The organism is Paenibacillus amylolyticus, assembly GCF_047302515.1.
Classification (GTDB): Bacteria; Bacillota; Bacilli; order Paenibacillales; family Paenibacillaceae; genus Paenibacillus; species Paenibacillus amylolyticus_G.
Genome location: NZ_CP168019.1, coordinates 3298917 through 3320468, shown reverse-complemented (window position 1 = coordinate 3320468; position 21552 = coordinate 3298917). Strand labels below are relative to the sequence as shown.

Here is a 21552-nt window from a genome sequence, read left to right as displayed (position 1 = left end):
CATGGCTAAAGACGGGATGTTTTATGCACCAAAAAGTGTTACAAAAGAGGTCGTATGTGGTCCGGGTGAGTTCACGATTGCTGCTGTTGCGCTGGATCACGGACACATCTACGGCATGGTTGGGGCATTGTTGGAGGCTGGAGCTACTCTCAAGTGGGTGTATGATCCGGACCCGGCGAAGGTAGAGGCATTTCGGAAGCAGTTCCCACAGGCTCAAGTCGCTGGATCTGAAGCAGAGGTGCTTGCAGATGATGAGGTGTTATTGGTGGCAAGTGCAGCGATCCCTTCAGATCGTGCGCCGCTTGGTATGAGAGTTCTGGCCGCAGGCAAGGATTATTTTACAGACAAAGCCCCGTTTACCACGCTGGAGCAATTAAAGTTTGCACGAGAAGAAGTGAAGCGAACGGGCAAGAAGTACATGGTGTATTACAGTGAACGACTGCATGTAGAAAGTGCGATCTATGCGGGGCAGCTCATCGAACAAGGGGCAATCGGCAAAGTAGTGCAAGTTATGGGTACAGGCCCGCATCGCCTGAATGCTGGAGGAAGACCCGACTGGTTCTTCAAGCATGAGCAGTATGGCGGTATTCTCTGTGATATCGGGAGTCACCAGATCGAACAATTCCTGACGTTTGCATCATGTACGGATGCTGAGGTAGGGTTCAGTCGTGTGCATAACTTCAATCACCCACAGTTCCCGGAACTGGAAGACTTCGGCGAAGCTTCTCTGATCGGGGACAACGGAGCGTCGGGTTACTTCCGAGTGGACTGGTTCACACCGGATGGTCTGGGAACATGGGGCGATGGGCGTACAGTTATTCTGGGAACGGACGGTTATATCGAGCTGCGGAAGTATATCGATGTAGCGAGAGAACCGGAAGGAGATCAGGTCTATCTGGTAAACCATGAAGGGGAGTACCGTTACAATGTAAAAGGCAAGGTCGGCTACCCGTTCTTCGGTCAGCTCATCCGCGATTGCCTGGACCGGACCGAGACAGCCATGACACAAGAACATGCATTCAAAGCGGCAGAACTCTGTCTGATTGCACAGCACAAAGCCATGAGCGAGCGCGTGGTGTGGAGTAGCGGAGCGAAGTAAATGTTTTAGGTGAAGGAGAGCAAAGGTTGATCACTAAAGATTGTCCGTAATTCTTCTATTGTTGAGTGAAGAAAAGAGCAGCCCAAATGTTAAACTGGATCCAAAAGGTTAGTCTTTTCTAACAAATGGAGCAGTTCGCACCGGGGCTGCTTTTTTGAGTACGTTCGTGACTTCGCAGATGGATTAATATGGGTTATATTATATGTAGTTCGGATATTCGTTAAAAAGAGAGGTGTTTACGAAGTTCGTATATATGATGTTATAGGAAATCAGCAGGAATAGAATAAATCTTAAATCACAAGATCCTACCATTGATAGGGAGTTCTGAATGACTTTAATAGCAACAGCATATGCACATGAATGTATAGTTATGGGAACTGATACCTTGCTCCAGCGGACGGAAAACTATCAGACAAATAAAATAATCGGTTATGGCTCAATACAGAAGTTGTTTTTTATTCGAAAAACCGGAACAGGGATTTCTGTGAGAGGGAGAGCTTCATGGGGAGAAAAGACAATTAAACAAATTTTACAAAATTTCACCCACACAGTGGAATCTAGCATGCGACAGTGTGATGTAGCTGACGCTCTTCAATTATATATAAAGTCAAATTTCCCACAGCTCGAAACGTCCTACCATATAGCGGGATATCAAGATACTGAGCCATTTATATATGATCTAGATTTTGATAGTGGACTCAATCTAGTAAGGGAGAACGTGGATCGTAAAGGCTTTTTAAGATATAGTGTGCTAGCTAGAATTGATGATACGGAAGTTCGTAATCAAGTGTTACCATTGCCCGATTTTAGTAAGATGCAAGAAAACCAAGTTTTTGACTTCATGGAAACACTTTTTAAGCTAAAAATTCAAGCGGAGAACTTAAAACCAACACCATCTGTTGGATATCCAATAGATTATCTATTCCTTTCCCACGATCAAAGCAAGTTTGTGTCAAACAAGATTGCCAGTGATTTCTTATTGGATTGAATGTCGTATTATTGTGTGATTCAAAGAAGTCGATGACATCCTATAACATAATATTCAAGCTGCGGCTCCTGTCGGAGCCTTGGTCTGCTGGATGCATTTCGAGGAGGGATTTCAGCAGACAACCCCGTTGGGGTTCATGAATACAGAAACATTATCAGAAAGTTATAAAATACAAAAGAAATAGGTGAAATTAATGAATGTGGGAAGAAATGTTGTCGTATTGAATGATAGATCTAGAAAAGATCCCTTTTCTAACGATGAGGAGCGAGCAATTATAACTAGTATTTATTATCCTACTGATGATAAAAATACTCAGATTAATGTTAGTAATTATATGGACTTATTTGATCCATCTAAAGACAAGGCAATTAACATACTAAAAGACTTAGGAGTAGACATTGAATATTTGAATACCATAGAAACACATATATATAACAATTATAATCCGAAATATTCCAATGCAGTATCTGATGTTATTTTATATTCTCCTGGATTTGGAGTTTCTAGGGATATGTATACCTATCATATTAAATATTTGGTGGATTGTGGATATATAGTAGTATCCATTGGTGCGACATACGAATCTGTTTTTTCAATCTTTCCTGATGGGCGTGTTGTTAATCAAACTGCTCAATTAACTAATATCAAAAGTACAGATTTTATATTGTGGAGGGAATTGTTAGATACAAGAGTAGAAGATATCTTGTATGTTATTAATCATCTTGATTTACTATTTTCTCAATCATTGCTCGAAGGATTTAGTTATAGAAGCATAGGAATAGTGGGTCATTCTTTGGGAGGCGCTGCTGCATTTGAGGTGGCTAAAAGAGACAATAGAATTCGAGCAGGAGTAATGTTTGATGCTAGTTTCCATCTTTTAGACTTAGAAAAAAACGAAAAAATAGATACTCCGTTTTTAATTATGAGACAAGAAAAGTGTACTTACGATGAATTACTTACTGAGTTATCTGAAGGGATAATCAATCCTTTTATTAGTGGATTTGAAAAGCTCTATAAACAATTAAATGGTTATAAAGCTGCTGTAAAAGTCCAAGGAGCTCACCACATGACATTTAGTGATGTTCCAATACATTTTAAAGATATTGAAGCAATAAATAAACATGAAATTATTAGTGATTATTCAACTGCTTTCTTAAGTGAATTTATTCAAGGAAAATCATATTCTTTACAGAATTCATTTAATCATAAACGATCGGCTGATATCGTTGAGATTAATATTAAGGGGCAAACAGTTAGTGTGTAGTTCAAGTAGTCGTCACCATCTGATAACACAGTATTCATGCAGCGGCTACGCCTTGGTCAATGGTGATGCTTCTGGCAGAGTAGTAGATTCATGTGACAACTTCCTGGGGAAGTTCGTGAATACCTGAACGTTATCGGAAATGACCTGAAAAGGAGAATAGAAAAAATGAAGAACCTTGATATCAATTTGTGGAGAAGTACATTGTTGAATCATTTTAAGTATAATCTTGAGAAGTTTGCAACAACAACTGAAAATAAAGATGTGTACTGCTTGATTTTGGACTGTCATGCTACATATGGGAATGTTAATTTGAAGTGGAATACCTTTGATTCGTTTAAAAAACATGTTAATAAACACTATAGTTCTTATACTTCAGACAAACTACTCGGCATTAGGGGGCTAGAATACAATGTTGGGGATTTTTCATACGAAGACACAAAACAACCAGAATTAATAAATGAATTCGAACAATTATATGAAGAAAAACTTTCGGAGTTTTTCGATGATGAAGATGAAGAATCATCGAATGAGCTGACACAAAAGTTTATTAATGCTTTAGTGGAAATAATCTTTGAACTTAGATTTACTTTTTCTAAACTAAATAAAACGGGTCACTTTATTTCATTTATTGTAGAGCATGACTCTGAATATTATGAATACATAAAAAAGACGGTAACAATAGAAGACTATTATAAAGCATTTCCTGAGGTTAAAGAGTATGAACAATATTTAAGCATAATTTATTCAACGTCTAAAGAAGAGCAAGTCACACATTGGTCTAATTTGTTATATGAATTTATTATTGGCAATGAAACAGAAGGTACAAGATCACTTAAACAAATGTACCGCCATAAGTATGATGTTGAGGAAGAAATAATTAAATTAGGTGTGATTGCATCAAGGGAAGTTGTCACACTCTTCGAGGTGTTTTCAGGTTACACTCCATCAATTGATGGCCAAATTATTCAAAGCGATAGTCACACGCGATGGATGTTTTTAAGTATTTTAATAGATATTAATAATGCTAATGAGGAGACAATTAATCGATTAAAGCAAATTTTAATAAGAAAATATGAAGTTGATAATGAAGTGCAAGAATGTATAAATATAGCAAGAACACTTCATACTCTTGATTCTGTACGATTCCCAGAAGAAATGCATGATGAAGGAAGACTTAGGTTATTAAACTACGAAGAATACAAGAACAATTAGTAGGTATATCTAAGAAGTTAGTCACTTCCGATAACATCATATCCACTCTCCTTCTGGCGGCTCCTCGGTCCGCCAGAAGGAGAGTGGCAGGGAAGTGAATTCAGGCGGACACATCCGCACCGACTAACCGCATTGCGGCCGCTCCCGTTGGTCGCTTAAGTTGGTGGCACGTCGTGGATACAGGAACGTAATCGGAAATAACATGAATATATAAAATTAGAGCGGAGAACATCAAATGAAATTTGAAATAATTCAAGCAAACAAAGAATGTAAGGAAGTTTTGGCGAATTTGATGCAGTTTTATATTTATGACTTTTCAGAATTTATAAAATGCGATGTAGAAGAAAATGGGCTATACGGAGCGTATCCATTAGAAGATTACTGGATAGAAAAGAATCATAGATTTCCGTATTTAATTAAACAAAATGATAAGCATGTGGGTTTTGTATTGGTAAGGTTAATTGAAACGGCTGAACGTGATTACTATTCAATTGCTGAGTTTTTTATATTAAAGAAATATAGACGAGAAGGGATTGGCAAAGCTGTAGCTGCTCGTATTTTTGATTTATATAAAGGACAATGGGAAGTCTATCAGATCGAAGGAAACAAATCGGCTCAGATATTTTGGAATAAAACCATTGATGAATATACAAAAGGGCAATTTAAAGAACGGATAGAGAATGGAAGAAGAATACAGGATTTTATTAGTTGATTCAAGGGGTCATGTTACATCCGATAATATTGCATTCCCACATCGGTCGCTACGCTCCCTTGGTCACCAAGAAGAGTTTTCGTAGAAGCTGAATCAGGTGACACATCCAATCGGCTAAGTGGCAGAGGCACCCGGACCTACGGTCCTAAGCCGATTGAACGTCGGTAATGCGCGAACGTTATAGGAAATCAACGCAATATGTTAAAAATCAACTAGCACACAATATTAAATGTCTCTAAAAGGGGGATCAATAGTGCAAGGGTATAATGTGCTCATGATTTACAGCAAAGATATGGATAAATTACTTATGTGCAAGCGATCAAGGAATCCATATAAGGGTTTAAGTAATCTTGTTGGCGGTAAAATTGAACACGGAGAATCCGGCATTATGGCGGCATATAGAGAATTATTTGAAGAGACTGGCATATCTAACAAAGATATTATTCTACATCATTTAATGGACTTCAAATACTATATTCAAGAATGTTACGTGGAAGTTTATTTTGGCAAGTTAAATTATCATTTAGACGTCTACGGGGATGAAAATGAATTATACTGGTCCGATTTAAATAAGGATTTTTTCGATATGTCATTGTTTGCAGGTGAGGGTAATATTGGGCATAAGATTGAACAAGTTAAGATGAGTAAGGATAAGATTCTTAAAGAAATTACTCTATAAGTTAACAAGGAATAAAAGACCTTTTGCATGTGAATCGAAGAAGGCGCTGACATCATATAACACAAGTTTCACGCAACGGACATTCGTCCTTGTTTGGAAGATGTGAATACAATAGAAGTAAACCACCAACACAGACTTCATCCTAAGATAAGAGCTATCTAAGGTTGAAGCCCGTCGTGAACCTTTGAACGTTATATGTAATCCCTGCAAGAGCATGAAGATCAAGATCAATTACCATGGGGTGAATTATATTATGGGATCAAGAATCATGCATTTGATTATCGGCCATAAAATTGCTGAGAGATTGAATATCGAAGACAGAACTTCGTTTTTGCAAGGCAGTATTGCTCCAGATGCGGTTGTTACAAAAGATGAATCTCATTTCTATAGAGGGGAACATCAGAACTTCACAAGACACATAGACTATCGAGAATTTTTAAATAAATATGAATCATATTCTAATAACCTGTATGTGCTTGGATATTTTGCACATTTAATTGCAGATGAGCAGTGGATGAAGGGATTTTATATGCCTTGGCTGAGGAATCAAATGGAAGCGGATGTTGGAGTGTATCCACTGTATCATAATGATTTTAAATTACTGAACGGAAAGCTGTTAGAGTACTACGATTTTACTGATGAAATGAGGAATGCAATCAATAATAAAGCTGGTGAAGTCATTGATCTGGATGAAGTAAAGTCTCGTGATGTAATAGAATTCGTTCCTCATGTAATAGGAGATATGGAATATGAAGAACAAGTAATAAATGAACCGCTGAATGTCTTTAGTTTTATACAGATCAAAGGATATATCGAAACATCAGTAAATGTGGGAATAATGAATTTAGAACAATTATTTAAGAAAGAAGAATAGAGTAATTAGCCGATTCAGAGAAGGCAGGGACAACATATAACATAATATTCAAGCTGTGGCTCCTTTCGGAGCCTTGGTCTGCGGACAGATTTCGAAGAGGGATTTCAGCAGACAACCCCTTTGGGGTTCATGAATACAGGAACGTTAAGCGCAACTTCTGGAAGAGCGCATTTAAGAACGGTTCAAAATCGAGGAATTACTAAGATCGACGAAGTGATTCGAACAAGAGGTGTGATTACCGAGGAGCAAGCCTATAAAGCAAACACTTTACAGGTTTTAGGCCTATTAAACGTTAAAGTGGACTCGAAGATTTATCGTGGAGGGAATATATGAAATTTGGAAATAATTCTCAAGAGAATCGTGAAATAAAGATCTCAAAAGATTCAAAGACATTTTTAGAACTAAGAGAAATCGTTAACAGATTTGATCCTGTGAATCTAGTTGAAGGTGGTGCTCCTGATGACGAACATGATCGTTTAACTACGGAAATATTAATGTTGCTTTCTCAAGAGTCGATGGATGAGATTCGGGATCTTTTAATCAATTGTGAGATATGGTATGGATATGATCCCAACGATATTAAAGAAGAGTACAAAGAACGATTTAACAGCAAGATTGATAGAACGCATAAAGAGATCTTAAATTGGCATACCAAGAATAAGAACCAAGAAAATTAGATTTATGTCAGTACAGGATCAATGAAGTCAACTCAGGAAGACAGAAGCAACGCTTAACATAATATTTAAGCATCGGCTCCATTGGAGCCTTGGTCTGTGAAAAGGATTTCAGGGGGCATTTCAGCAGACAACCCTTTGGGGTTCATGAATACAGGAACGTTATGTGACTTACCACAAATCATTTCTTTAAGAGGGTGAAACCATGCAGCAAATCGATCTAACCAAAACCCTTGAAGAGCTTGAAAACGACTATTGGGACGAACCGAATTTTGCTTCCTCATTAGTAATACAAGTACATCAATTAAGGAAAAAACCTCTTTGCGAATTGAATAATGAAGAATTAAGACTTTTGATCGGGCAACAAATGAATCTAGATTTTCTTTTGCGAATAGCCTTAGAAAAATTAATACAGAACCCATTCGGATCAGGAGATTTATATATTGGAGATTTATTTTGTTCGGTACTCAAAGTAGAGAAAGAATATTGGAACGAACATCAAGAATTAAAGAACGAATTGAATGAAGTGATTAGAATCTATGAAGAAGTGAGAAGGACATTAGACGAGCAGATAATTAAATACAGGAGCAGTTTGTAAGTCGATTCCACATAACATAATATTCACGCTTCGGGCATACGCCTTTGGTCCGGCATTCGCCAGACACCCGGCATACGCTAGGTCGTTAATACAGGAACGTTATACGACAATACTGAAGAATAGGCTTAGAGAGTTTAATCAAAGGAGACGGGATGATGATGAGTATTAAAGCAATATTTCTGGACTTTTATGGAACCTTGGTTCATGAGGATGACGATATCATCCCATTGATCTGTAAGGAAATACAAGAAAATAGTGTGGAAGAATGCGAAGTAAGTGATATAGGTAGATACTGGTGGAACATATTTTCGAGCATGTTTAAAAACAGCTATGGTGAGACATTTAAATCCCAGCGCGAACTCGGGATTTTATCATTATCTGAGACGATTTCTAAATATAGATCAAACTGTGATGTAAATGAGATCATCCAGAAGCAATTCGATCACTGGAGTGAGCCTAAAATATTTAGTGATACAATTCCATTTCTAGAAACTCTTCAAGGATATGAAGTCTACATATTATCGAATATTGACACAGCCGATGTAAAAGCCGCAATAGCTTATCATGGGATAAAGGTAAATGAAATAATTACAAGTGAAGACGTTAAATCATATAAACCAAGACCAGAATTATTTATTGAAGCCTTAGAAAGACACAATCTGTCTCCTAAAGAGGTGTTACATATCGGGGATTCTTTAATGAGCGATGTCGGTGGAGCAGGTATTTTAGGAATAGCGACAGTCTGGTTAAATCGGTTAAATAAGATTAAAACAGATATTGCAGAACCCAACTTTATATGTAGAGATCTAAAAGAAGTAAGAGATATTATTAGTGGAATCGAAGAAGGAAGTATCGTCGTATAACAACGCATTTCTACCGTGGGCATTCGTCCTTGATCGCTTAGAAGAATTTCAAAGAAGCGGTATCAGGCGATACATGCAACAGGCTAAGTCCATCGACCCGTTCCTTCGGTCATTTAAGCCGCTTGAACGTCAGGAATGCACCAACGTTTTCCGAAAGGCAAGCGAGAAGGGGAGTTCATCGGCAACGATGGCAAAACTCAATACGAATGAGTATGTGTCGTTAGACGTAATCGATAAATTATGTACGGCATTGGGATACCAGCCTGGAGATTTATTGGAGCATATAGCAGATCAATGATGGGATGAAAATATCTGCTGATTATTTGAAGATGAGATCTGTCGCTTAACATAATATTCAAGCAGCGACTCTTCATGGAGTCTTGGTCTGTTGGAGGGATTTCGTGGAAGCAGATTCAGCAGACACACCCAGCATTCACTTAGTCGTGAATACAGGAGCGTTATCTGAAAGAGCTTGAAACATAATTAATGAGGGTGAACTCGATGGAGTTGTACAACACAAAGAATGAACTAGATCGCATTGATTTTCATGATTGCATAGTTGAATCAATTTACTTAGAAGAGAATAAGATTACTTTCAATATAGAATCAGTTAATGTATTGGTTGGTCATATGTTAAATCCATATGATGTTGCTAAAAACACTGACCAATGCACTTTAGAATTTATCAATGTTGAGAGATATGAGTCAGGGTATTTTGAACGGGAGAAGGATACAAGGATAGATATTGAATTAATTCATAATAATGATTTTGAAATACTTAAATTTGATATCCTTGCAGAAGAGGGTATGAACTTATATAAGCTATTTGGAATGGCGTCAAACTTTAATAATGAATTTTCTGAAATAATTATAAGAGCTGAATATACAAACATTAAGTGGAATAAGTACGTTTCTAATGCTTGGTTTGTCAATTGGCCAAAGACTAAATAGCTTTTTATATCGCAGATTCGAACAAAAATTCCCCTTAGATAACAACGTATTCACGCGGGAAGCCCATGGCGGCCCTTAAGCCAGTAAGGGTTCGTGAATACATGGATCGGCTACACTTAGTTGGACAGAAAAAATAAGGGCTTGTAGAATAAAACTATCATGTTAAGGAGCGGATCTCTACAATGCCTAAACAACAACGACGCACATTCACAACCGAGTTCAAAAAACAAATGGTGCAACTCTTTGAAAACGGCAAATCTAGAGCTGCAATTGTGGAGGAATACGACCTCACTGCTTCGGCTTTAGATCGCTGGATCAAGCAATCGCAGGCAACGGGCTCTTTCAAAGAGAAAGACAACCGTTCACCTGAAGAAAACGAATTAATGGCTATGCGTAAAGAGCTAGAGCGTCTACGGATGGAGAACGACATTTTAAAGCAAGCCGCGCTGATCATGGGACGAAAGTAGCTATCATCCAGAATAACCGTGATAAATACTCAGTATCAGCAATGTGTAACGTCCTCGAAATCGCCAAAAGTACCTTCTATCATGAAGCAAAGGAAAAGCCAAATGAAGATGAGCTCACGGAAGCTATTGTGGAGATATTCCACAAAAATCGAAAAGTCTATGGTACACGAAAGATAAAAGCCAAGCTTCAGGAACGAGGACTCATCGTATCTAGACGTCGCATTGGTCGAATCATGCAAGAGCAGAGTCTCGTCTCCACGTACACCGTTGCGCAATTCAAGCCTCATAAAACGGCCTGTAATGAGGAGAAAACAGTGAATGAACTGGGTCGAGAGTTTGATCAGACGGAAGCAAAGCGCTTTGTGGTCAGCGATCTCACGTATGTGAAGGTCGGTCATCGGTGGCATTACATTTGTGTGCTCATGGACCTGTTCAATCGAGAAATTATTGGCCACAGTGCAGGTCCACATAAGGACGCTGCTCTGGTTTCGCGTGCCTTTTCAACGGTAGAAGGCGACTTGAGCCAAATCCAGTGGTTTCATACGGATCGTGGGAGTGAGTTTAAGAACCACGCGATGGACCAGCTTCTAGGCACGTTTGGTATTGGCCGATCACTCAGCAAGAAAGGATGTCCCTACGATAACGCCGTGGCCGAAGCCACCTACAAGGTCATGAAAACGGAGTTTATTTACCAGATGGAATTCCGAAACCTCCGTCATTTGGAATTGGAATTATACGACTACGTCAACTGGTTTAACAGGCACCGAATTCATGGATCACTGGGGTATTTAACGCCTGTTCAGTATCGCCAAGAAGCCCTTAAAAAAGTTGTCTGATTTGATGTTGACAATCCATATCCACGTTTCGGAGCCTGACAGTTCCTCTGTCCACGAGAAGCAATCGGCAGGGAAGAGAATCAGCGGACACATCCGTCCTGACTAACCGTTTCATGGCCGGACTATTGAGGGTCCTTAAGTCGGTTGGACGTCGTGGATACAGGAACTTTATACGACAAACTCTAATTATATTTATGTGGGCTAATTGCATAGAAGCAGGGAGGACATATTAATGATTAGAACAGTTTCACTTTGTGTTATCCGAAGAGGGGATGAACTACTGTTAGAAGAGTTTTTTGATGAGGCTGTAGGCATAACTTATTATCGACCTATAGGGGGAACCGTTGAATATGGAGAAAGTAGTAAAATCACCGTAATTCGTGAAGTCAAAGAAGAAATTGATGCAGATATTTCAGAACCTATCTTGATTGGTGTAATTGAGAATATATTCAACTATCGGGATCAAATTGGACACGAAAATGATTTTATTTATGAGGCTGAACTTATGAATAGATCACTTTACGATTTGGAAGAAATAGATGGAATAGAAGGAAGTAAACCCTATAAAGCAGTATGGAAACCACTTCATTATTTTAAGGGGAACTTGACAGTAAAACTGGTACCAGATGGGTTACTAGAGTTGCTTCAAGACGGAACAGATGGAAGATATATTAAACACTTAAGTAAACCATAGCTTGAGGGATTTGAAGAAGATGGGGCTTATAACAACGTATTCACTCTGCGTGCTAACACCTTAGGCCCGGCCGAAGTTATGGCAGGGAAGTGAAAACAGCCTGACAACCCTGTGAGCATAAGTCTGGCGACCCGTTCGCTTCGGTCACTTAAGACTCTCGGGTTCGTAGATACAGTAATGTTATCTGAAATATTCGTAAATACTTTATTTTTGGGGGGCATCTCAAGGATGAGTAAAAAAACAATAATTATTGAAAATTACAACAATGAATGGCCTGAAATGTTTTCTGATTTAAAATCCATCATAGAACAAAGACTCGGGGATCTAGTACTTAGAATTGAGCACGTTGGTAGTACCGCAGCACCTGGACTAGCGGCAAAACCTATTTTAGATATTGATGTAGTAATTGATTCTATGGACTTGCTTCCAGATGTAATTCAAGGATTAGAAAGTTTAGGTTACTATCATGAAGGGAATTTGGGTGTTGAGAACAGAGAAGCTTTCGCAAGAAAAGATGCAAATGTTCCTTATAGTATAGTAAAAATACAGAAACCTGAACATCATTTATATGTTTGTAATAAAGAGAGAAAAGAGTTATTAAGACATATATCGTTCAGAGATGCATTAATTAGCAATCCCGAATTTGTAGTCGAATATGCCAATCTAAAGAAAGAACTTGCTATTAAATATGGAGAAAATCGTCAGTCTTATACGGATGGGAAGACCGAATTTGTAAATAAAGTACTTAATGAATATGGAAAGAATCTGTAGGTTGCTCAATGGAACTAAGACATCCGATAGCAAATTATTCACGCTGTGGGGTTAACGCCCCTTGGTCTGCCAGAGATATTTCGAGGAAGTCGTATCAGACAGACAACTCCTATGATGCTAGATCTTCGACCCAATCGCTGGTGCTCTTTAAGCTCTCGGGTTTGTGAATAAAACAACGTTTTCGAAAATCTCACAAAGGATATGAAAACGTGAATACTAAAGATTTTATAAAGCTAATTAGGGTGTATTTTGTTCCAAAACTACATGAGGTTGGGTTTATGGGAACCGATCATCATTTTGTTAAGAAAACTGATAATCACTTTATTTACACTCTGGTGATTTAGGCATATAAATCCGGTGGATCTTGTGTTATGGAGATGGGGGTGTATCTAGATTTTCTCCCTAATTCTATTGGTGAATCTAAGTCTTCAAATGAAATCACGACCTATGATTGTGAATTCAGAAAACGTCTTAATAAAAAAGCAAATTGGCTGAAGAGATTTTTTACTATGGAGCGTGAAAGATGGTTTCAATACGGAGTTATTTTTGGATCAAGGAATGAGTTATTTTTCTCAATTTAATGATCCTAGGATGATTACATCAATTTCATTGGCCGAGATAATAGCTAGATCTAAGAAGATTGAAGATTTTGGAGCTCCACTTGATTTAAGGCTGGTTTTGTTAATTGCAAGAACACATAAATTTCAAGGTAATAATAGGAATGCGAAAGAATATGCTCAATGGGGACTAAATAATATTGGGAAAGCAACAGGACTCATTAAGGACTTTGAGGGCATAAGTTGAGGGAGTTTCTAACATTATATCCGTGCTTCGGCGCCTAAAAGCTCCTCGGTCTGCAAGAAGCAATCGGCAGGGAAGAGAATCAGCGGACACATCCGTACGACTAGCCGCATCGCGGCCGCTCCAATTGGTCGCTTAAGTTGGTGGGAGGGTCGTGGATACAGGAACGTTATGCGCCATTAAAGGAGATAATTTATGAAAGGTAAGATACTCTTATTAGTTTTTATTACAATAGTGTTTTCATCTTGCCAAAATAGTAGTCAATCGACTACCTTGAACAGCGAAACTAAATCAAAAATGAATTCTGAACTGCCTCCTGATGTTGTGAGTACAGGTGATGGAACAGAATCAAAAGAAATAACGGAAGGTCTATCAGATACTGCTAACAATAAAAAAATATTACCCATGAGCATTGGGAACCTTGATTTAAAAGGAGAATTTTATGATGAAATGCTTCGAAATCGTATAGATCATGATTATGAAGTGGAATTTAATGAATTTCAAAATTCCAAAGAGATTATTACAACATTGGAATGGGGGGCATTTGAAAGCAAATATACAGAGATTTGGGATAATGAGTTGAATCAAATATATAAAATGCTTCTTTCTAAGTTGGATAGAGAATCAAAAGAAGCACTAATTGAATCGCAGAAAGAATGGTTACAGCATCACTTAAGGGAAACAAAATTTGTAGAGAAGACATTTATTGATAATGGTTACCTTGGATCAAAAGGATCAGTAAGCCTAACAACGGTTATACGGGAGAGAATTAGGGAAAGAACAATGCAATTATTTGAATATCGATATTTGCTAGATGGTGAAGTTGAGTTTTTATACCAAAGTACAAAATAGAATTGGAATCTGGATCAAAGGTATTTAGGTACTGCTTCGAAGTCAGTAACGGCACATAACAATGTATTCAAGCTGCGGGGATACCACGCCTTGGTTGTAAGATGTATAATCATGGAAGAACATTCAGAAAACATGACTCAGCCTAAGATAAGAGCTATCTAAGGCTGGGTATTTTCGTGAACGTGCAGGACGTTATACGACAGAATCAAAAACAATAGAAAAAGAGGGTCATATAACCCTCTAAATACTAGAATTCTGCAATTCACTAAATAGTTGTAGGCATCTTTGAAACCTTGTATGTAGATAGTTCTTTCTAGGATGGATTGGAGTGAGATTTGTGCGTCTTCATAAAGAAAAACTGTATGTTGAAGTTGATCGGGCAAAGCATCACGAAGTGTTTTAGAGTATTGATCTGTCTCCGCAGAAAGCTGAGTGGGCTCCCTATGACACTCCATAAGATAGAATTACGGAGGGGAAAAGATGAACATAATCAAGTGTAATATACGAGAACTCATGGCAGAACACCGAATAGATGATATAACAGAATTGATGGCAAAATCGGGCTTAAGCCGGAATTCGATCAATAAGCTCTATAGGGAAACAAATATAGAAACAACAAAGCTGGAAACCTTATTCAAGCTATGCGATACATTTAATTGTAAATTATCTGATTTGATTAAATACGTACCAGGAGAAAAATAAATCGTGAAGGTCAATTCGAGAAGCGATTCCATCTCTATAACATAATATTCAAGCATTGCTCTTTGGGAGCCTGGGGCTGCGGATGGATTTCGAGAAGATGCTCAGCAAACATCCCCCTCGGGGTTCTTGAATATAGAAACGTTGTCCAATACCCCCAATCCAAACAACAAGCATAGGAGCAATATAATGACAATCATGTTCAAAGAAATAAAAGACATTGATACACAGGCAATTCAAGAACTGTTTCATTCGGTGGACTGGAAATCAGGAGATTTCCCAGAAGATCTTAGACAAGCAATAAACAACTCGCATACAGTTATTACTGCATGGGATGATAACAAATTAGTTGGTTTAATAAATGCATTGTCTGACGGCGTGATGACAGTATATTTTCATTACATGTTAGTACACAAAGAATATCAATCATTAGGAATTGGAAAGAGAATGATGGAACAAATGCTTAGTCGATATTCTAATATCAAAACAAAAGTGCTTATATCCTATGATAGTGCAGAAAAATTCTATGGATTATTTGGATTTAAGTCAGAAGAAGGCACAAAAGCCATGTTTATTTCAGATATGGTATAGCATGGGGAGGAATTTCAGTAGCAAGGAATCATAGTCATCGGACACATCCGCACCGCGGCCGAATCCTAGCGGGGACTTAAGTCGGTGGGCGTCGTGAATACAGGAACGTTTTCGACAGACTCAAATGAAAAGAGAGCCATTTGGCTCTCAATTAGATGATATATTTAATTCATTATGTAATTGAAGAGCATCCTTAAAACCTTGTAAGTAGATTTCACGTTCTAAGATTGCTTGAACAGAAAGGTCTGCGTCATCGTAAAGAAATAGAGTTTTATGCATATCCTGAGGTAAAAGCTCATGTAACTGTTTGAAGTAAAGATTCCGATCGGAAGAGTATTGATTATAGATGGAGTTATTTTTGAGAAGATCGATATATATAGAGCTTCAATCCGATTACGTATCAAAGAATCAAGTAGGACTTCTAAAGAATTGTGCATAAATGATCACCATCCGTTATGTTTTATTTTGCGAATAAAAGTTCAACTTATTAAATATTATTTTATCATAATGAAATTGATAGTCAAGACATGTCAAATATATTTTTGATTAAGAAAATATAATTTCATATAATTAAAGAAAAATTCAATTCGGAAATGAAGGGATACCAGATGATAAGTTATAAACCATTTCAGAAATTATTGATTGACAGGGAGATTAAGAAGCAGGATTTATTGAAAATGACGGGGATTTCATCGGCAACGATGGCAAAACTCAATACGAATGAGTACGTATCGTTAGAAGTAATTGATAAATTATGCACGGCATTGGGATGTCAGCCCGGAGATCTATTGGAGCATATAGAAGATCAATGATGGGATAAGAACATCTTCTGGTTACTCAAAGATGAGATTCTGTCGTATAACATAATATTCAAGCAGCAGCTCCTAATGGAGTCTTGGTCTGCTGGATGGATTTAGAAGATGATATTATGGTAGACACCTCCAAGTTTGTTGAACTGCATGAAAACAGGAAGGTGATTAGAAATCACTGCAATAAATTAAAGAGGAGAAGCTGATTATGTCTAGACCTTTAAGAATTCATATTATAGGTTCAACTGGTAGTGGAAAAACATATCTTGGTCAAGTTTTATCAGAGAAGTTAAATATAAAATTTTACGAACTAGATACAGTCATGTGGAGCAGTAAAGTGGAGTTTTCAGGAAAGAATTCTCCAGACGTGAGAGATAAATTACTACATAAAATAATTGATAATGATAGTTGGATTGTAGAGGGAGTATATTATAAATGGCTTTCTGATAGCTTTTCAAGAGCAGATGTAATTTATTACCTAGATACTAATGTGTTGATTCGACATTTTAGATTTATCATGAGATTTGTTAAACAAGGAATAGGCGTTGAAAGATCTATATACAAGCAAACATTAAGAGGACTAATTGAAATGCTTGTTTGGAATCATAAATTTAATAGTACAAATCGAAAAGAGATCTGTAGTTTCTTGTCCCCTTATAAAGACAAAGTGATAATCTTAAAAACCAACAGGAAAATGATTAGTTTGCTCAATGAAGGTAGTGAAATACCATAACTCAGCATTCACACATCGAGATATACGTCCCTCTGTCAGCAGAAGTTTCAACAGAGAATCAGGAGACATCTATATCAAGGATTTATTTTGTTCCTTGTTTAAAGTGAATAAAGGATATTGGGAAGATCATAAAGAATTAAAGAACGAATTAGATGAAGCGATAGAAGATCACATAAGTGAATACAGAAGTAGTGACTTGTAACAGGGTGCAAGAATCTCGACATTCATTCGCAGTACACCCAGCATACGCTGGGTCTTATATACAGAAAAGTATGTGAAATCGACGAAATTATTTAACGAGGGTGAACAATGAAGATAATAAGAAATAGTGAAGAACTTGAAGGAACTGGTTATATTGAAGTTTTACCCAGGAAGTACCTTGGGCAATGTTGGAATGAGAACTCAATTTACTTTGATGAGGAAGTATTCGGCTATATAGAGAAAACAATAGAAAATATATTTTCTGGATATGATCATTATGCATTTAACGAAATACATCGGAAAACGTGGGAGGTGATCCTTGAGGATTTGAGAACGTTTGCTAATCTCCTTGATGAAAAAGTAACAATTGAATTAATAAATGAACATGTATATTTCTTCTTCGGCAATTCTAAAGATGAGTTTCAACAAGATTTTCTCAATAGTGTTCAGAAACTTCGTGAATTAATCATAGAGTTTGTTGTATGGATTAAAGAGCAATTAACAACTCAAGATTATGTTTCAGTTCTAGGGATTTAGCTATAGCTATTCGAGGAAGAGTGGTTATTTAAACCAACATAGGAGGAATTAGAATGAAATTTATCGTTTCTGCTAGTGTAATCGTTCTCAATGAACATAATGAGATTTTACTCATGAAAGGTCGAAGAGGTTGGGAAATGCCTCAAGGTTGTGTTGAAGAAGGAGAGACGATTAGGCAGGCAGCAGTTCGAGAAGTGAAAGAGGAAACAGGGATTGACATTGAATTAATTAAATTTTGTGGTTTGTATCAGAATATAACGCGCGGCGTATGCAACAATATATTTACTGGAAAACCGATTGGTGGAGCTTTAACTACCAGTGATGAAAGTGAAGAGGTTGGCTACTTTACTTTAGAAGAAGCTCAGCAAATGATAACTTGGGGGAATTTCTATAACAGAATTCATAATGCATTAGATGAGAAAAGCCATCCTTTTCTGATTGAATTTTCAGAATAAGGTCACTCATTATGGTAGATTGTACCTTAAAGTTGCTCCTCTCTTGGTTGGCGATGTTCTAGACAAACACCATTCTACCCAAGATAGGGGCGCTTTTTATATAATGGTACCTTCGTAACTCAGGTTTAATTGTGCTAGTTTTCTAATCCAAATACAGATATGAGAGTGGTGTAATATAAGGAGCAGCCCGGGAACAAAGGTTGCTTCTTTTTTTGCTTTTACACTTCGCAAATGGAACATTGTGGGTTATATTGGATATGATTTGGTTCTATAGTAGAGAAATGGAGTAGTGATCAACCTTGGATGAAAAAATACGCTTTCCGATAGGACACTTTGAGCCAAGTCTTAAATTCTCTAATGAGGACCGAATCCACATCATAGGTCAAATTCCCGGAATTACGAAGACCTTAAGAGAGATTACACAACAACTCAATGATGATCAACTACGTACTCCTTATCGTGATGGCGGTTGGACATTCACACAGATTGTGCACCACCTTGCGGACAATGACATGAACGCTTATATCAGATTTAAGAGAGCCTTGACTGAAGATGAACCGATGGCAAGCTCATATCGAGAGGATTTATGGGCATCATTACATGATTACAGGAATACGCCCATCGAAGATTCAATTTTGCTGATGGATATACTACACAAGCGATTTCTCACGTTATTGTCTGGTTTACATCCCGATCAGTTTAGACGAAAACTCCGAACAGAAGTGTTAGGTACAATGTCATTGGATATCGCTATTCAAAGATTTGTATGGCATGGGCAACATCATATTGCTCAAATTAAATCTTGTATAACATCGCAAGGGTGGTAGGGTTTTATACATTTCAAGTGTGGAGGTAACATAATGGGGAAAGGAAGAATTCTAGGCATAGCATATAATGTAATTCCAGTGAAAGATTTGGAAGTGTCAGCTGCCTGGTTTGTAAAGCATTTTGGATTTAACATTCGCCACCAACGCGAAGGATATTTGAGTTTATTTCGGGGTGATCGCCCAATTTTGGACTTGATTCAAAGCGACAATGAAACACGAGCGACATTTGAAGTGCATCAGAAAAAGAGATGGGTCATTACATTTTTCACTGATGACATTGGTTCTTTACATGACTACTTAACATCAGAGAATGTGAAAGTAGGGGCTGTTAGTGATGAGGGACAGTATGGGAAGTTTTTTGTGTTAGAAGATCTGGACGGTAACTTGTTTGATGTGTGGGAACACCGTGATTGTGAATTGAATTTCTGAGGAGCCTTGGTTTGCTGCTATCATTTACTGAGCATTTGTATGTAAACGGATTCAGAACTAGATGAGTAACTGCGTTTTAAATATAAAGTCAAATAGAAGTAATCTTGATTAGGGGGATACAAATGTTGATTGTAGATGAAAACGTATACCCTGACTGTTCAGTTGAAATAAGAACGGTAGACATTGGCGGCTTAACAAAGCCACAGCTTATTCAGAAACTGGACCAATACTCTATTTCATTGAATAAATATGGAGAACAGTTGTTAAATGATGAAAGATTTATAGTTTCCAGTACAAAGCAAAGCTTGCAAACGGTTGAGTTAACCATCAGACAGCTTGGATTTTCGAATGGTGCTACGACTTTTGAGCTCTTTCGAAGAGCAAATGATCTTGGGCTAGAATGTTGTCCGGTCGAGTTAGGACCTTATCTAAGAATGCAACATTTGGATCAGCCCGAGATATGTTCTACCAATATTTCAGAGGGTAACAAAGCTCCGTCCGGCTCCATTACCATAGCATCTGCAGCCCTTACGGAGAATCATGAATTTCCAAAAGGTTTTTATCTCAGACGAATAAACGACAAGTTATGGTTACGAGGATATCTTGCCGACCATTTGCATGTTTGGAGTCCTAATGATCGCTTTATCTTCTGTAGGGCTCAGCTTTCTATTGTATGAAGATCAGAAAGGTATTTTTGAAAGCAAAGGAGTGAAGGACCAATGGATATCAAAAACAAAAGCGGAGATGTGCTTGGAAAAATTCAAATTGAATCCTTACGCAATGATAATGCGATTGACCGGATCGTCATTGACTTAAAGCCAGGTGACGGGAAGGCGATTTACACTGCAGATGTTATAGAGAATCAATTCACGCAACAGACCAATTATGCAGCTATTCCATGGGAAGACGGTTTGGAACAATTGCAGAAACATTATTCTCCATGGCAGCCGAAATTTCCGATTGATTCTGATATAGATGCCATTCATGTATTTTATGGATTTGATAATTTAACTCCGCAAGAAATCGATGAAATGATTGAAGAAAGTAACAGGTCAGGTAGAAATGTAGTGATACGAGACCTGAAGCCCAATAAGAAGGTTGTGGGCATCAGCATCACGTATAAAGAATACGGTGGTTATAAACTTAATATTTTCGGGACAACAAAAAGCCGAATCGCATTGCCTGATCATGATGGTACTAAGGTTAAACAAGCAGCTGTACGTGGTGTACAAGCATTTTATATTTTCAATAACGAAACTTCCCAATTGGTATGGATCGAAGAGGACGTGCATGGGAAGGCTTTGCAATACGAGATCATTGGCAGAAATATGTCCGAAGATCTTGTGATGAAGATTGCGAAGTCAATGAACGGATAAATGATGATATTAATCTGAGTGAGGTGCAGCGATGAGTTACAAAGCTATTCTCATAGACCAATTAAACGCCTGTTATCATGACAAGAGCTGGTTTATTCCGCTTCATGATATTTTGACAGACCTCAATGCGGCGGAAGCCGCTTATGTAAAGAATGAGGGGGAGCATTCCATTTGGGCGATTGTCAATCATCTTATTTTCTGGAATGAGAAGTGGCTTGAGAGATATATTGTCGAACAGGTCGACGGGCAGAATTCAGTGAATAATGAGGATACATTCGACATAGATCTGTCTAACTTGAATGATGTGGAGTGGGGCAAGACATTACATAGACTAAAAACCGTCTTTGGTGATTGGAACAGGGCACTTGAAGATAGCGAAGAACATAAATTGACCCGTGAAATCCCTTCCTATTTCAACGCGCCATGGTGGGGAGTTATATCAAATCTATGTATTCATAATGCCTATCATATTGGACAGATCATGCTGCTCAAAAAATCAATGAAACACACGTAGTACACGCTGTATTACGTTTATAAAATTATACTTAAGCAAGGAAGAT

General features: G+C 37.8%; 28 protein-coding genes and 2 pseudogenes. 28 read left to right on the top strand and 2 right to left on the bottom strand.

Annotated elements, in window-relative coordinates:
* Nucleotide 1 precedes the first annotated feature (1 nt).
* The 17 genes from ACDJ59_RS14120 to ACDJ59_RS14040 all read left to right on the top strand — a co-directional run bounded on the left by ACDJ59_RS14120 (nucleotide 2) and on the right by ACDJ59_RS14040 (nucleotide 14335).
* The gene (locus tag ACDJ59_RS14120; protein WP_413409535.1) at nucleotides 2-1099 is read left to right on the top strand and encodes a Gfo/Idh/MocA family protein; all 1098 of its coding nucleotides are present in this window, start codon (nucleotides 2-4) and stop codon (nucleotides 1097-1099) included.
* Nucleotides 1100-1427: 328 nt separating this feature from the next.
* Entirely contained in the window at nucleotides 1428-2087 is a 660-nt protein-coding gene (locus ACDJ59_RS14115; RefSeq protein WP_413409533.1) for a hypothetical protein, read from the top strand.
* Nucleotides 2088-2280: 193 nt separating this feature from the next.
* Nucleotides 2281-3351, top strand: coding sequence for an alpha/beta hydrolase family protein (locus tag ACDJ59_RS14110; RefSeq protein WP_413409532.1), 1071 nt, complete (start codon nucleotides 2281-2283; stop codon nucleotides 3349-3351).
* A gap of 165 nt (nucleotides 3352-3516) precedes the next feature.
* Nucleotides 3517-4563 carry a hypothetical protein gene (locus ACDJ59_RS14105; protein ID WP_413409531.1) on the top strand — a complete coding sequence of 349 codons (1047 nt, stop codon included), beginning with the start codon at nucleotides 3517-3519 and terminating at the stop codon, nucleotides 4561-4563.
* 235 nt (nucleotides 4564-4798) lie between these two features.
* Entirely contained in the window at nucleotides 4799-5275 is a 477-nt protein-coding gene (locus tag ACDJ59_RS14100) for a GNAT family N-acetyltransferase (RefSeq protein WP_282321806.1), read from the top strand.
* Between the two features lie 253 nt (nucleotides 5276-5528).
* Nucleotides 5529-5954 (top strand): NUDIX hydrolase, encoded by a 426-nt coding sequence (locus ACDJ59_RS14095; RefSeq protein ID WP_413409530.1) that lies wholly within the window; start codon nucleotides 5529-5531, stop codon nucleotides 5952-5954.
* 241 nt (nucleotides 5955-6195) lie between these two features.
* Nucleotides 6196-6828, top strand: a complete 633-nt coding sequence (locus ACDJ59_RS14090) for a zinc dependent phospholipase C family protein (protein ID WP_413409529.1) — start codon at nucleotides 6196-6198, stop codon at nucleotides 6826-6828.
* A gap of 329 nt (nucleotides 6829-7157) precedes the next feature.
* A complete protein-coding gene (locus ACDJ59_RS14085) occupies nucleotides 7158-7505 on the top strand; it encodes a hypothetical protein (RefSeq protein ID WP_127543665.1) in 348 nt (115 codons plus the stop codon).
* Between the two features lie 202 nt (nucleotides 7506-7707).
* Nucleotides 7708-8100 (top strand): contact-dependent growth inhibition system immunity protein, encoded by a 393-nt coding sequence (locus ACDJ59_RS14080; RefSeq protein WP_413409528.1) that lies wholly within the window; start codon nucleotides 7708-7710, stop codon nucleotides 8098-8100.
* Nucleotides 8101-8252: 152 nt separating this feature from the next.
* Entirely contained in the window at nucleotides 8253-8963 is a 711-nt protein-coding gene (locus ACDJ59_RS14075; RefSeq protein WP_413409527.1) for an HAD family hydrolase, read from the top strand.
* A gap of 73 nt (nucleotides 8964-9036) precedes the next feature.
* Nucleotides 9037-9261, top strand: a complete 225-nt coding sequence (locus ACDJ59_RS14070) for a helix-turn-helix domain-containing protein (protein WP_282321802.1) — start codon at nucleotides 9037-9039, stop codon at nucleotides 9259-9261.
* A gap of 203 nt (nucleotides 9262-9464) precedes the next feature.
* Nucleotides 9465-9914 carry a hypothetical protein gene (locus ACDJ59_RS14065; RefSeq protein WP_127543661.1) on the top strand — a complete coding sequence of 150 codons (450 nt, stop codon included), beginning with the start codon at nucleotides 9465-9467 and terminating at the stop codon, nucleotides 9912-9914.
* Nucleotides 9915-10096: 182 nt separating this feature from the next.
* Nucleotides 10097-11217 (top strand): IS3 family transposase gene (locus ACDJ59_RS14060; RefSeq protein ID WP_413409526.1). Its coding sequence is split into 2 segments (ribosomal slippage): nucleotides 10097-10346 and nucleotides 10346-11217, totalling 1122 coding nucleotides; the frame shifts between segments, so codons are not numbered across the junction.
* Between the two features lie 232 nt (nucleotides 11218-11449).
* Nucleotides 11450-11911 (top strand): NUDIX hydrolase, encoded by a 462-nt coding sequence (locus tag ACDJ59_RS14055; RefSeq protein WP_413409525.1) that lies wholly within the window; start codon nucleotides 11450-11452, stop codon nucleotides 11909-11911.
* A 228-nt stretch (nucleotides 11912-12139) separates the two neighbouring features.
* Complete coding sequence (locus tag ACDJ59_RS14050) at nucleotides 12140-12682, top strand: GrpB family protein (protein ID WP_413409523.1); 543 nt, start codon at nucleotides 12140-12142, stop codon at nucleotides 12680-12682.
* A 516-nt stretch (nucleotides 12683-13198) separates the two neighbouring features.
* Complete coding sequence (locus tag ACDJ59_RS14045; protein ID WP_413409522.1) at nucleotides 13199-13486, top strand: hypothetical protein; 288 nt, start codon at nucleotides 13199-13201, stop codon at nucleotides 13484-13486.
* Between the two features lie 192 nt (nucleotides 13487-13678).
* Nucleotides 13679-14335 (top strand): lysozyme inhibitor LprI family protein, encoded by a 657-nt coding sequence (locus tag ACDJ59_RS14040; protein WP_413409521.1) that lies wholly within the window; start codon nucleotides 13679-13681, stop codon nucleotides 14333-14335.
* A gap of 240 nt (nucleotides 14336-14575) precedes the next feature.
* Here the strand turns inward: ACDJ59_RS14040 and ACDJ59_RS14035 are convergent.
* Nucleotides 14576-14793: pseudogene (locus ACDJ59_RS14035) on the bottom strand (hypothetical protein); the annotation flags it as partial.
* Nucleotides 14794-14815: 22 nt separating this feature from the next.
* Between ACDJ59_RS14035 and ACDJ59_RS14030 the strand changes: the two are divergent.
* Complete coding sequence (locus ACDJ59_RS14030) at nucleotides 14816-15037, top strand: helix-turn-helix domain-containing protein (protein ID WP_413409520.1); 222 nt, start codon at nucleotides 14816-14818, stop codon at nucleotides 15035-15037.
* 186 nt (nucleotides 15038-15223) lie between these two features.
* Complete coding sequence (locus tag ACDJ59_RS14025; protein WP_413409518.1) at nucleotides 15224-15625, top strand: GNAT family N-acetyltransferase; 402 nt, start codon at nucleotides 15224-15226, stop codon at nucleotides 15623-15625.
* A gap of 147 nt (nucleotides 15626-15772) precedes the next feature.
* Here ACDJ59_RS14025 and ACDJ59_RS14020 read toward each other — a convergent pair.
* Nucleotides 15773-16062, bottom strand: a pseudogene (locus ACDJ59_RS14020) (hypothetical protein).
* Nucleotides 16063-16233: 171 nt separating this feature from the next.
* On the opposite strand from ACDJ59_RS14020, the gene ACDJ59_RS14015 reads away from it, so the two are divergent.
* The 9 genes from ACDJ59_RS14015 (at nucleotide 16234) to ACDJ59_RS13975 (ending at nucleotide 21506) form a co-directional block, all read left to right on the top strand.
* Entirely contained in the window at nucleotides 16234-16437 is a 204-nt protein-coding gene (locus ACDJ59_RS14015) for a helix-turn-helix domain-containing protein (protein ID WP_307537520.1), read from the top strand.
* Between the two features lie 205 nt (nucleotides 16438-16642).
* Nucleotides 16643-17167: a DNA topology modulation protein FlaR gene (locus tag ACDJ59_RS14010; protein WP_413409516.1), complete on the top strand. Its 525-nt coding sequence runs from the start codon at nucleotides 16643-16645 to the stop codon at nucleotides 17165-17167.
* 309 nt (nucleotides 17168-17476) lie between these two features.
* Nucleotides 17477-17905: a hypothetical protein gene (locus ACDJ59_RS14005; protein ID WP_413409515.1), complete on the top strand. Its 429-nt coding sequence runs from the start codon at nucleotides 17477-17479 to the stop codon at nucleotides 17903-17905.
* Nucleotides 17906-17958: 53 nt separating this feature from the next.
* Nucleotides 17959-18360 carry an NUDIX hydrolase gene (locus tag ACDJ59_RS14000; protein ID WP_413409514.1) on the top strand — a complete coding sequence of 134 codons (402 nt, stop codon included), beginning with the start codon at nucleotides 17959-17961 and terminating at the stop codon, nucleotides 18358-18360.
* A gap of 299 nt (nucleotides 18361-18659) precedes the next feature.
* Nucleotides 18660-19187 carry a YfiT family bacillithiol transferase gene (locus ACDJ59_RS13995; protein WP_413409513.1) on the top strand — a complete coding sequence of 176 codons (528 nt, stop codon included), beginning with the start codon at nucleotides 18660-18662 and terminating at the stop codon, nucleotides 19185-19187.
* 33 nt (nucleotides 19188-19220) lie between these two features.
* Nucleotides 19221-19616 (top strand): VOC family protein, encoded by a 396-nt coding sequence (locus tag ACDJ59_RS13990; protein ID WP_100528746.1) that lies wholly within the window; start codon nucleotides 19221-19223, stop codon nucleotides 19614-19616.
* A gap of 122 nt (nucleotides 19617-19738) precedes the next feature.
* Nucleotides 19739-20293, top strand: a complete 555-nt coding sequence (locus ACDJ59_RS13985) for a helicase (protein WP_413409512.1) — start codon at nucleotides 19739-19741, stop codon at nucleotides 20291-20293.
* A 42-nt stretch (nucleotides 20294-20335) separates the two neighbouring features.
* Nucleotides 20336-20992 carry a DUF4367 domain-containing protein gene (locus ACDJ59_RS13980; protein WP_413409510.1) on the top strand — a complete coding sequence of 219 codons (657 nt, stop codon included), beginning with the start codon at nucleotides 20336-20338 and terminating at the stop codon, nucleotides 20990-20992.
* 31 nt (nucleotides 20993-21023) lie between these two features.
* Nucleotides 21024-21506 (top strand): DinB family protein, encoded by a 483-nt coding sequence (locus ACDJ59_RS13975; RefSeq protein ID WP_413409509.1) that lies wholly within the window; start codon nucleotides 21024-21026, stop codon nucleotides 21504-21506.
* The last annotated feature ends 46 nt before the right edge of the window (nucleotides 21507-21552 follow it).

Bases quoted from the DNA above. Each gene is read 5' to 3' on its own strand.
- ACDJ59_RS14120 (WP_413409535.1), top strand. From the start codon at position 2: ATGGCTAAAGACGGGATGTTTTATGCACCAAAAAGTGTTACAAAAGAG.
- ACDJ59_RS14115 (WP_413409533.1), top strand. From the start codon at position 1,428: ATGACTTTAATAGCAACAGCATATGCACATGAATGTATAGTTATGGGA.
- ACDJ59_RS14110 (WP_413409532.1), top strand. From the start codon at position 2,281: ATGAATGTGGGAAGAAATGTTGTCGTATTGAATGATAGATCTAGAAAA.
- ACDJ59_RS14105 (WP_413409531.1), top strand. From the start codon at position 3,517: ATGAAGAACCTTGATATCAATTTGTGGAGAAGTACATTGTTGAATCAT.
- ACDJ59_RS14100 (WP_282321806.1), top strand. From the start codon at position 4,799: ATGAAATTTGAAATAATTCAAGCAAACAAAGAATGTAAGGAAGTTTTG.
- ACDJ59_RS14085 (WP_127543665.1), top strand. From the start codon at position 7,158: ATGAAATTTGGAAATAATTCTCAAGAGAATCGTGAAATAAAGATCTCA.
- ACDJ59_RS14080 (WP_413409528.1), top strand. From the start codon at position 7,708: ATGCAGCAAATCGATCTAACCAAAACCCTTGAAGAGCTTGAAAACGAC.
- ACDJ59_RS14075 (WP_413409527.1), top strand. From the start codon at position 8,253: ATGATGATGAGTATTAAAGCAATATTTCTGGACTTTTATGGAACCTTG.
- ACDJ59_RS14070 (WP_282321802.1), top strand. From the start codon at position 9,037: ATGCAACAGGCTAAGTCCATCGACCCGTTCCTTCGGTCATTTAAGCCG.
- ACDJ59_RS14065 (WP_127543661.1), top strand. From the start codon at position 9,465: ATGGAGTTGTACAACACAAAGAATGAACTAGATCGCATTGATTTTCAT.
- ACDJ59_RS14055 (WP_413409525.1), top strand. From the start codon at position 11,450: ATGATTAGAACAGTTTCACTTTGTGTTATCCGAAGAGGGGATGAACTA.
- ACDJ59_RS14050 (WP_413409523.1), top strand. From the start codon at position 12,140: ATGAGTAAAAAAACAATAATTATTGAAAATTACAACAATGAATGGCCT.
- ACDJ59_RS14040 (WP_413409521.1), top strand. From the start codon at position 13,679: ATGAAAGGTAAGATACTCTTATTAGTTTTTATTACAATAGTGTTTTCA.
- ACDJ59_RS14030 (WP_413409520.1), top strand. From the start codon at position 14,816: ATGAACATAATCAAGTGTAATATACGAGAACTCATGGCAGAACACCGA.
- ACDJ59_RS14025 (WP_413409518.1), top strand. From the start codon at position 15,224: ATGACAATCATGTTCAAAGAAATAAAAGACATTGATACACAGGCAATT.
- ACDJ59_RS14015 (WP_307537520.1), top strand. From the start codon at position 16,234: ATGATAAGTTATAAACCATTTCAGAAATTATTGATTGACAGGGAGATT.
- ACDJ59_RS14010 (WP_413409516.1), top strand. From the start codon at position 16,643: ATGTCTAGACCTTTAAGAATTCATATTATAGGTTCAACTGGTAGTGGA.
- ACDJ59_RS14005 (WP_413409515.1), top strand. From the start codon at position 17,477: ATGAAGATAATAAGAAATAGTGAAGAACTTGAAGGAACTGGTTATATT.
- ACDJ59_RS14000 (WP_413409514.1), top strand. From the start codon at position 17,959: ATGAAATTTATCGTTTCTGCTAGTGTAATCGTTCTCAATGAACATAAT.
- ACDJ59_RS13990 (WP_100528746.1), top strand. From the start codon at position 19,221: ATGGGGAAAGGAAGAATTCTAGGCATAGCATATAATGTAATTCCAGTG.
- ACDJ59_RS13985 (WP_413409512.1), top strand. From the start codon at position 19,739: ATGTTGATTGTAGATGAAAACGTATACCCTGACTGTTCAGTTGAAATA.
- ACDJ59_RS13980 (WP_413409510.1), top strand. From the start codon at position 20,336: ATGGATATCAAAAACAAAAGCGGAGATGTGCTTGGAAAAATTCAAATT.
- ACDJ59_RS13975 (WP_413409509.1), top strand. From the start codon at position 21,024: ATGAGTTACAAAGCTATTCTCATAGACCAATTAAACGCCTGTTATCAT.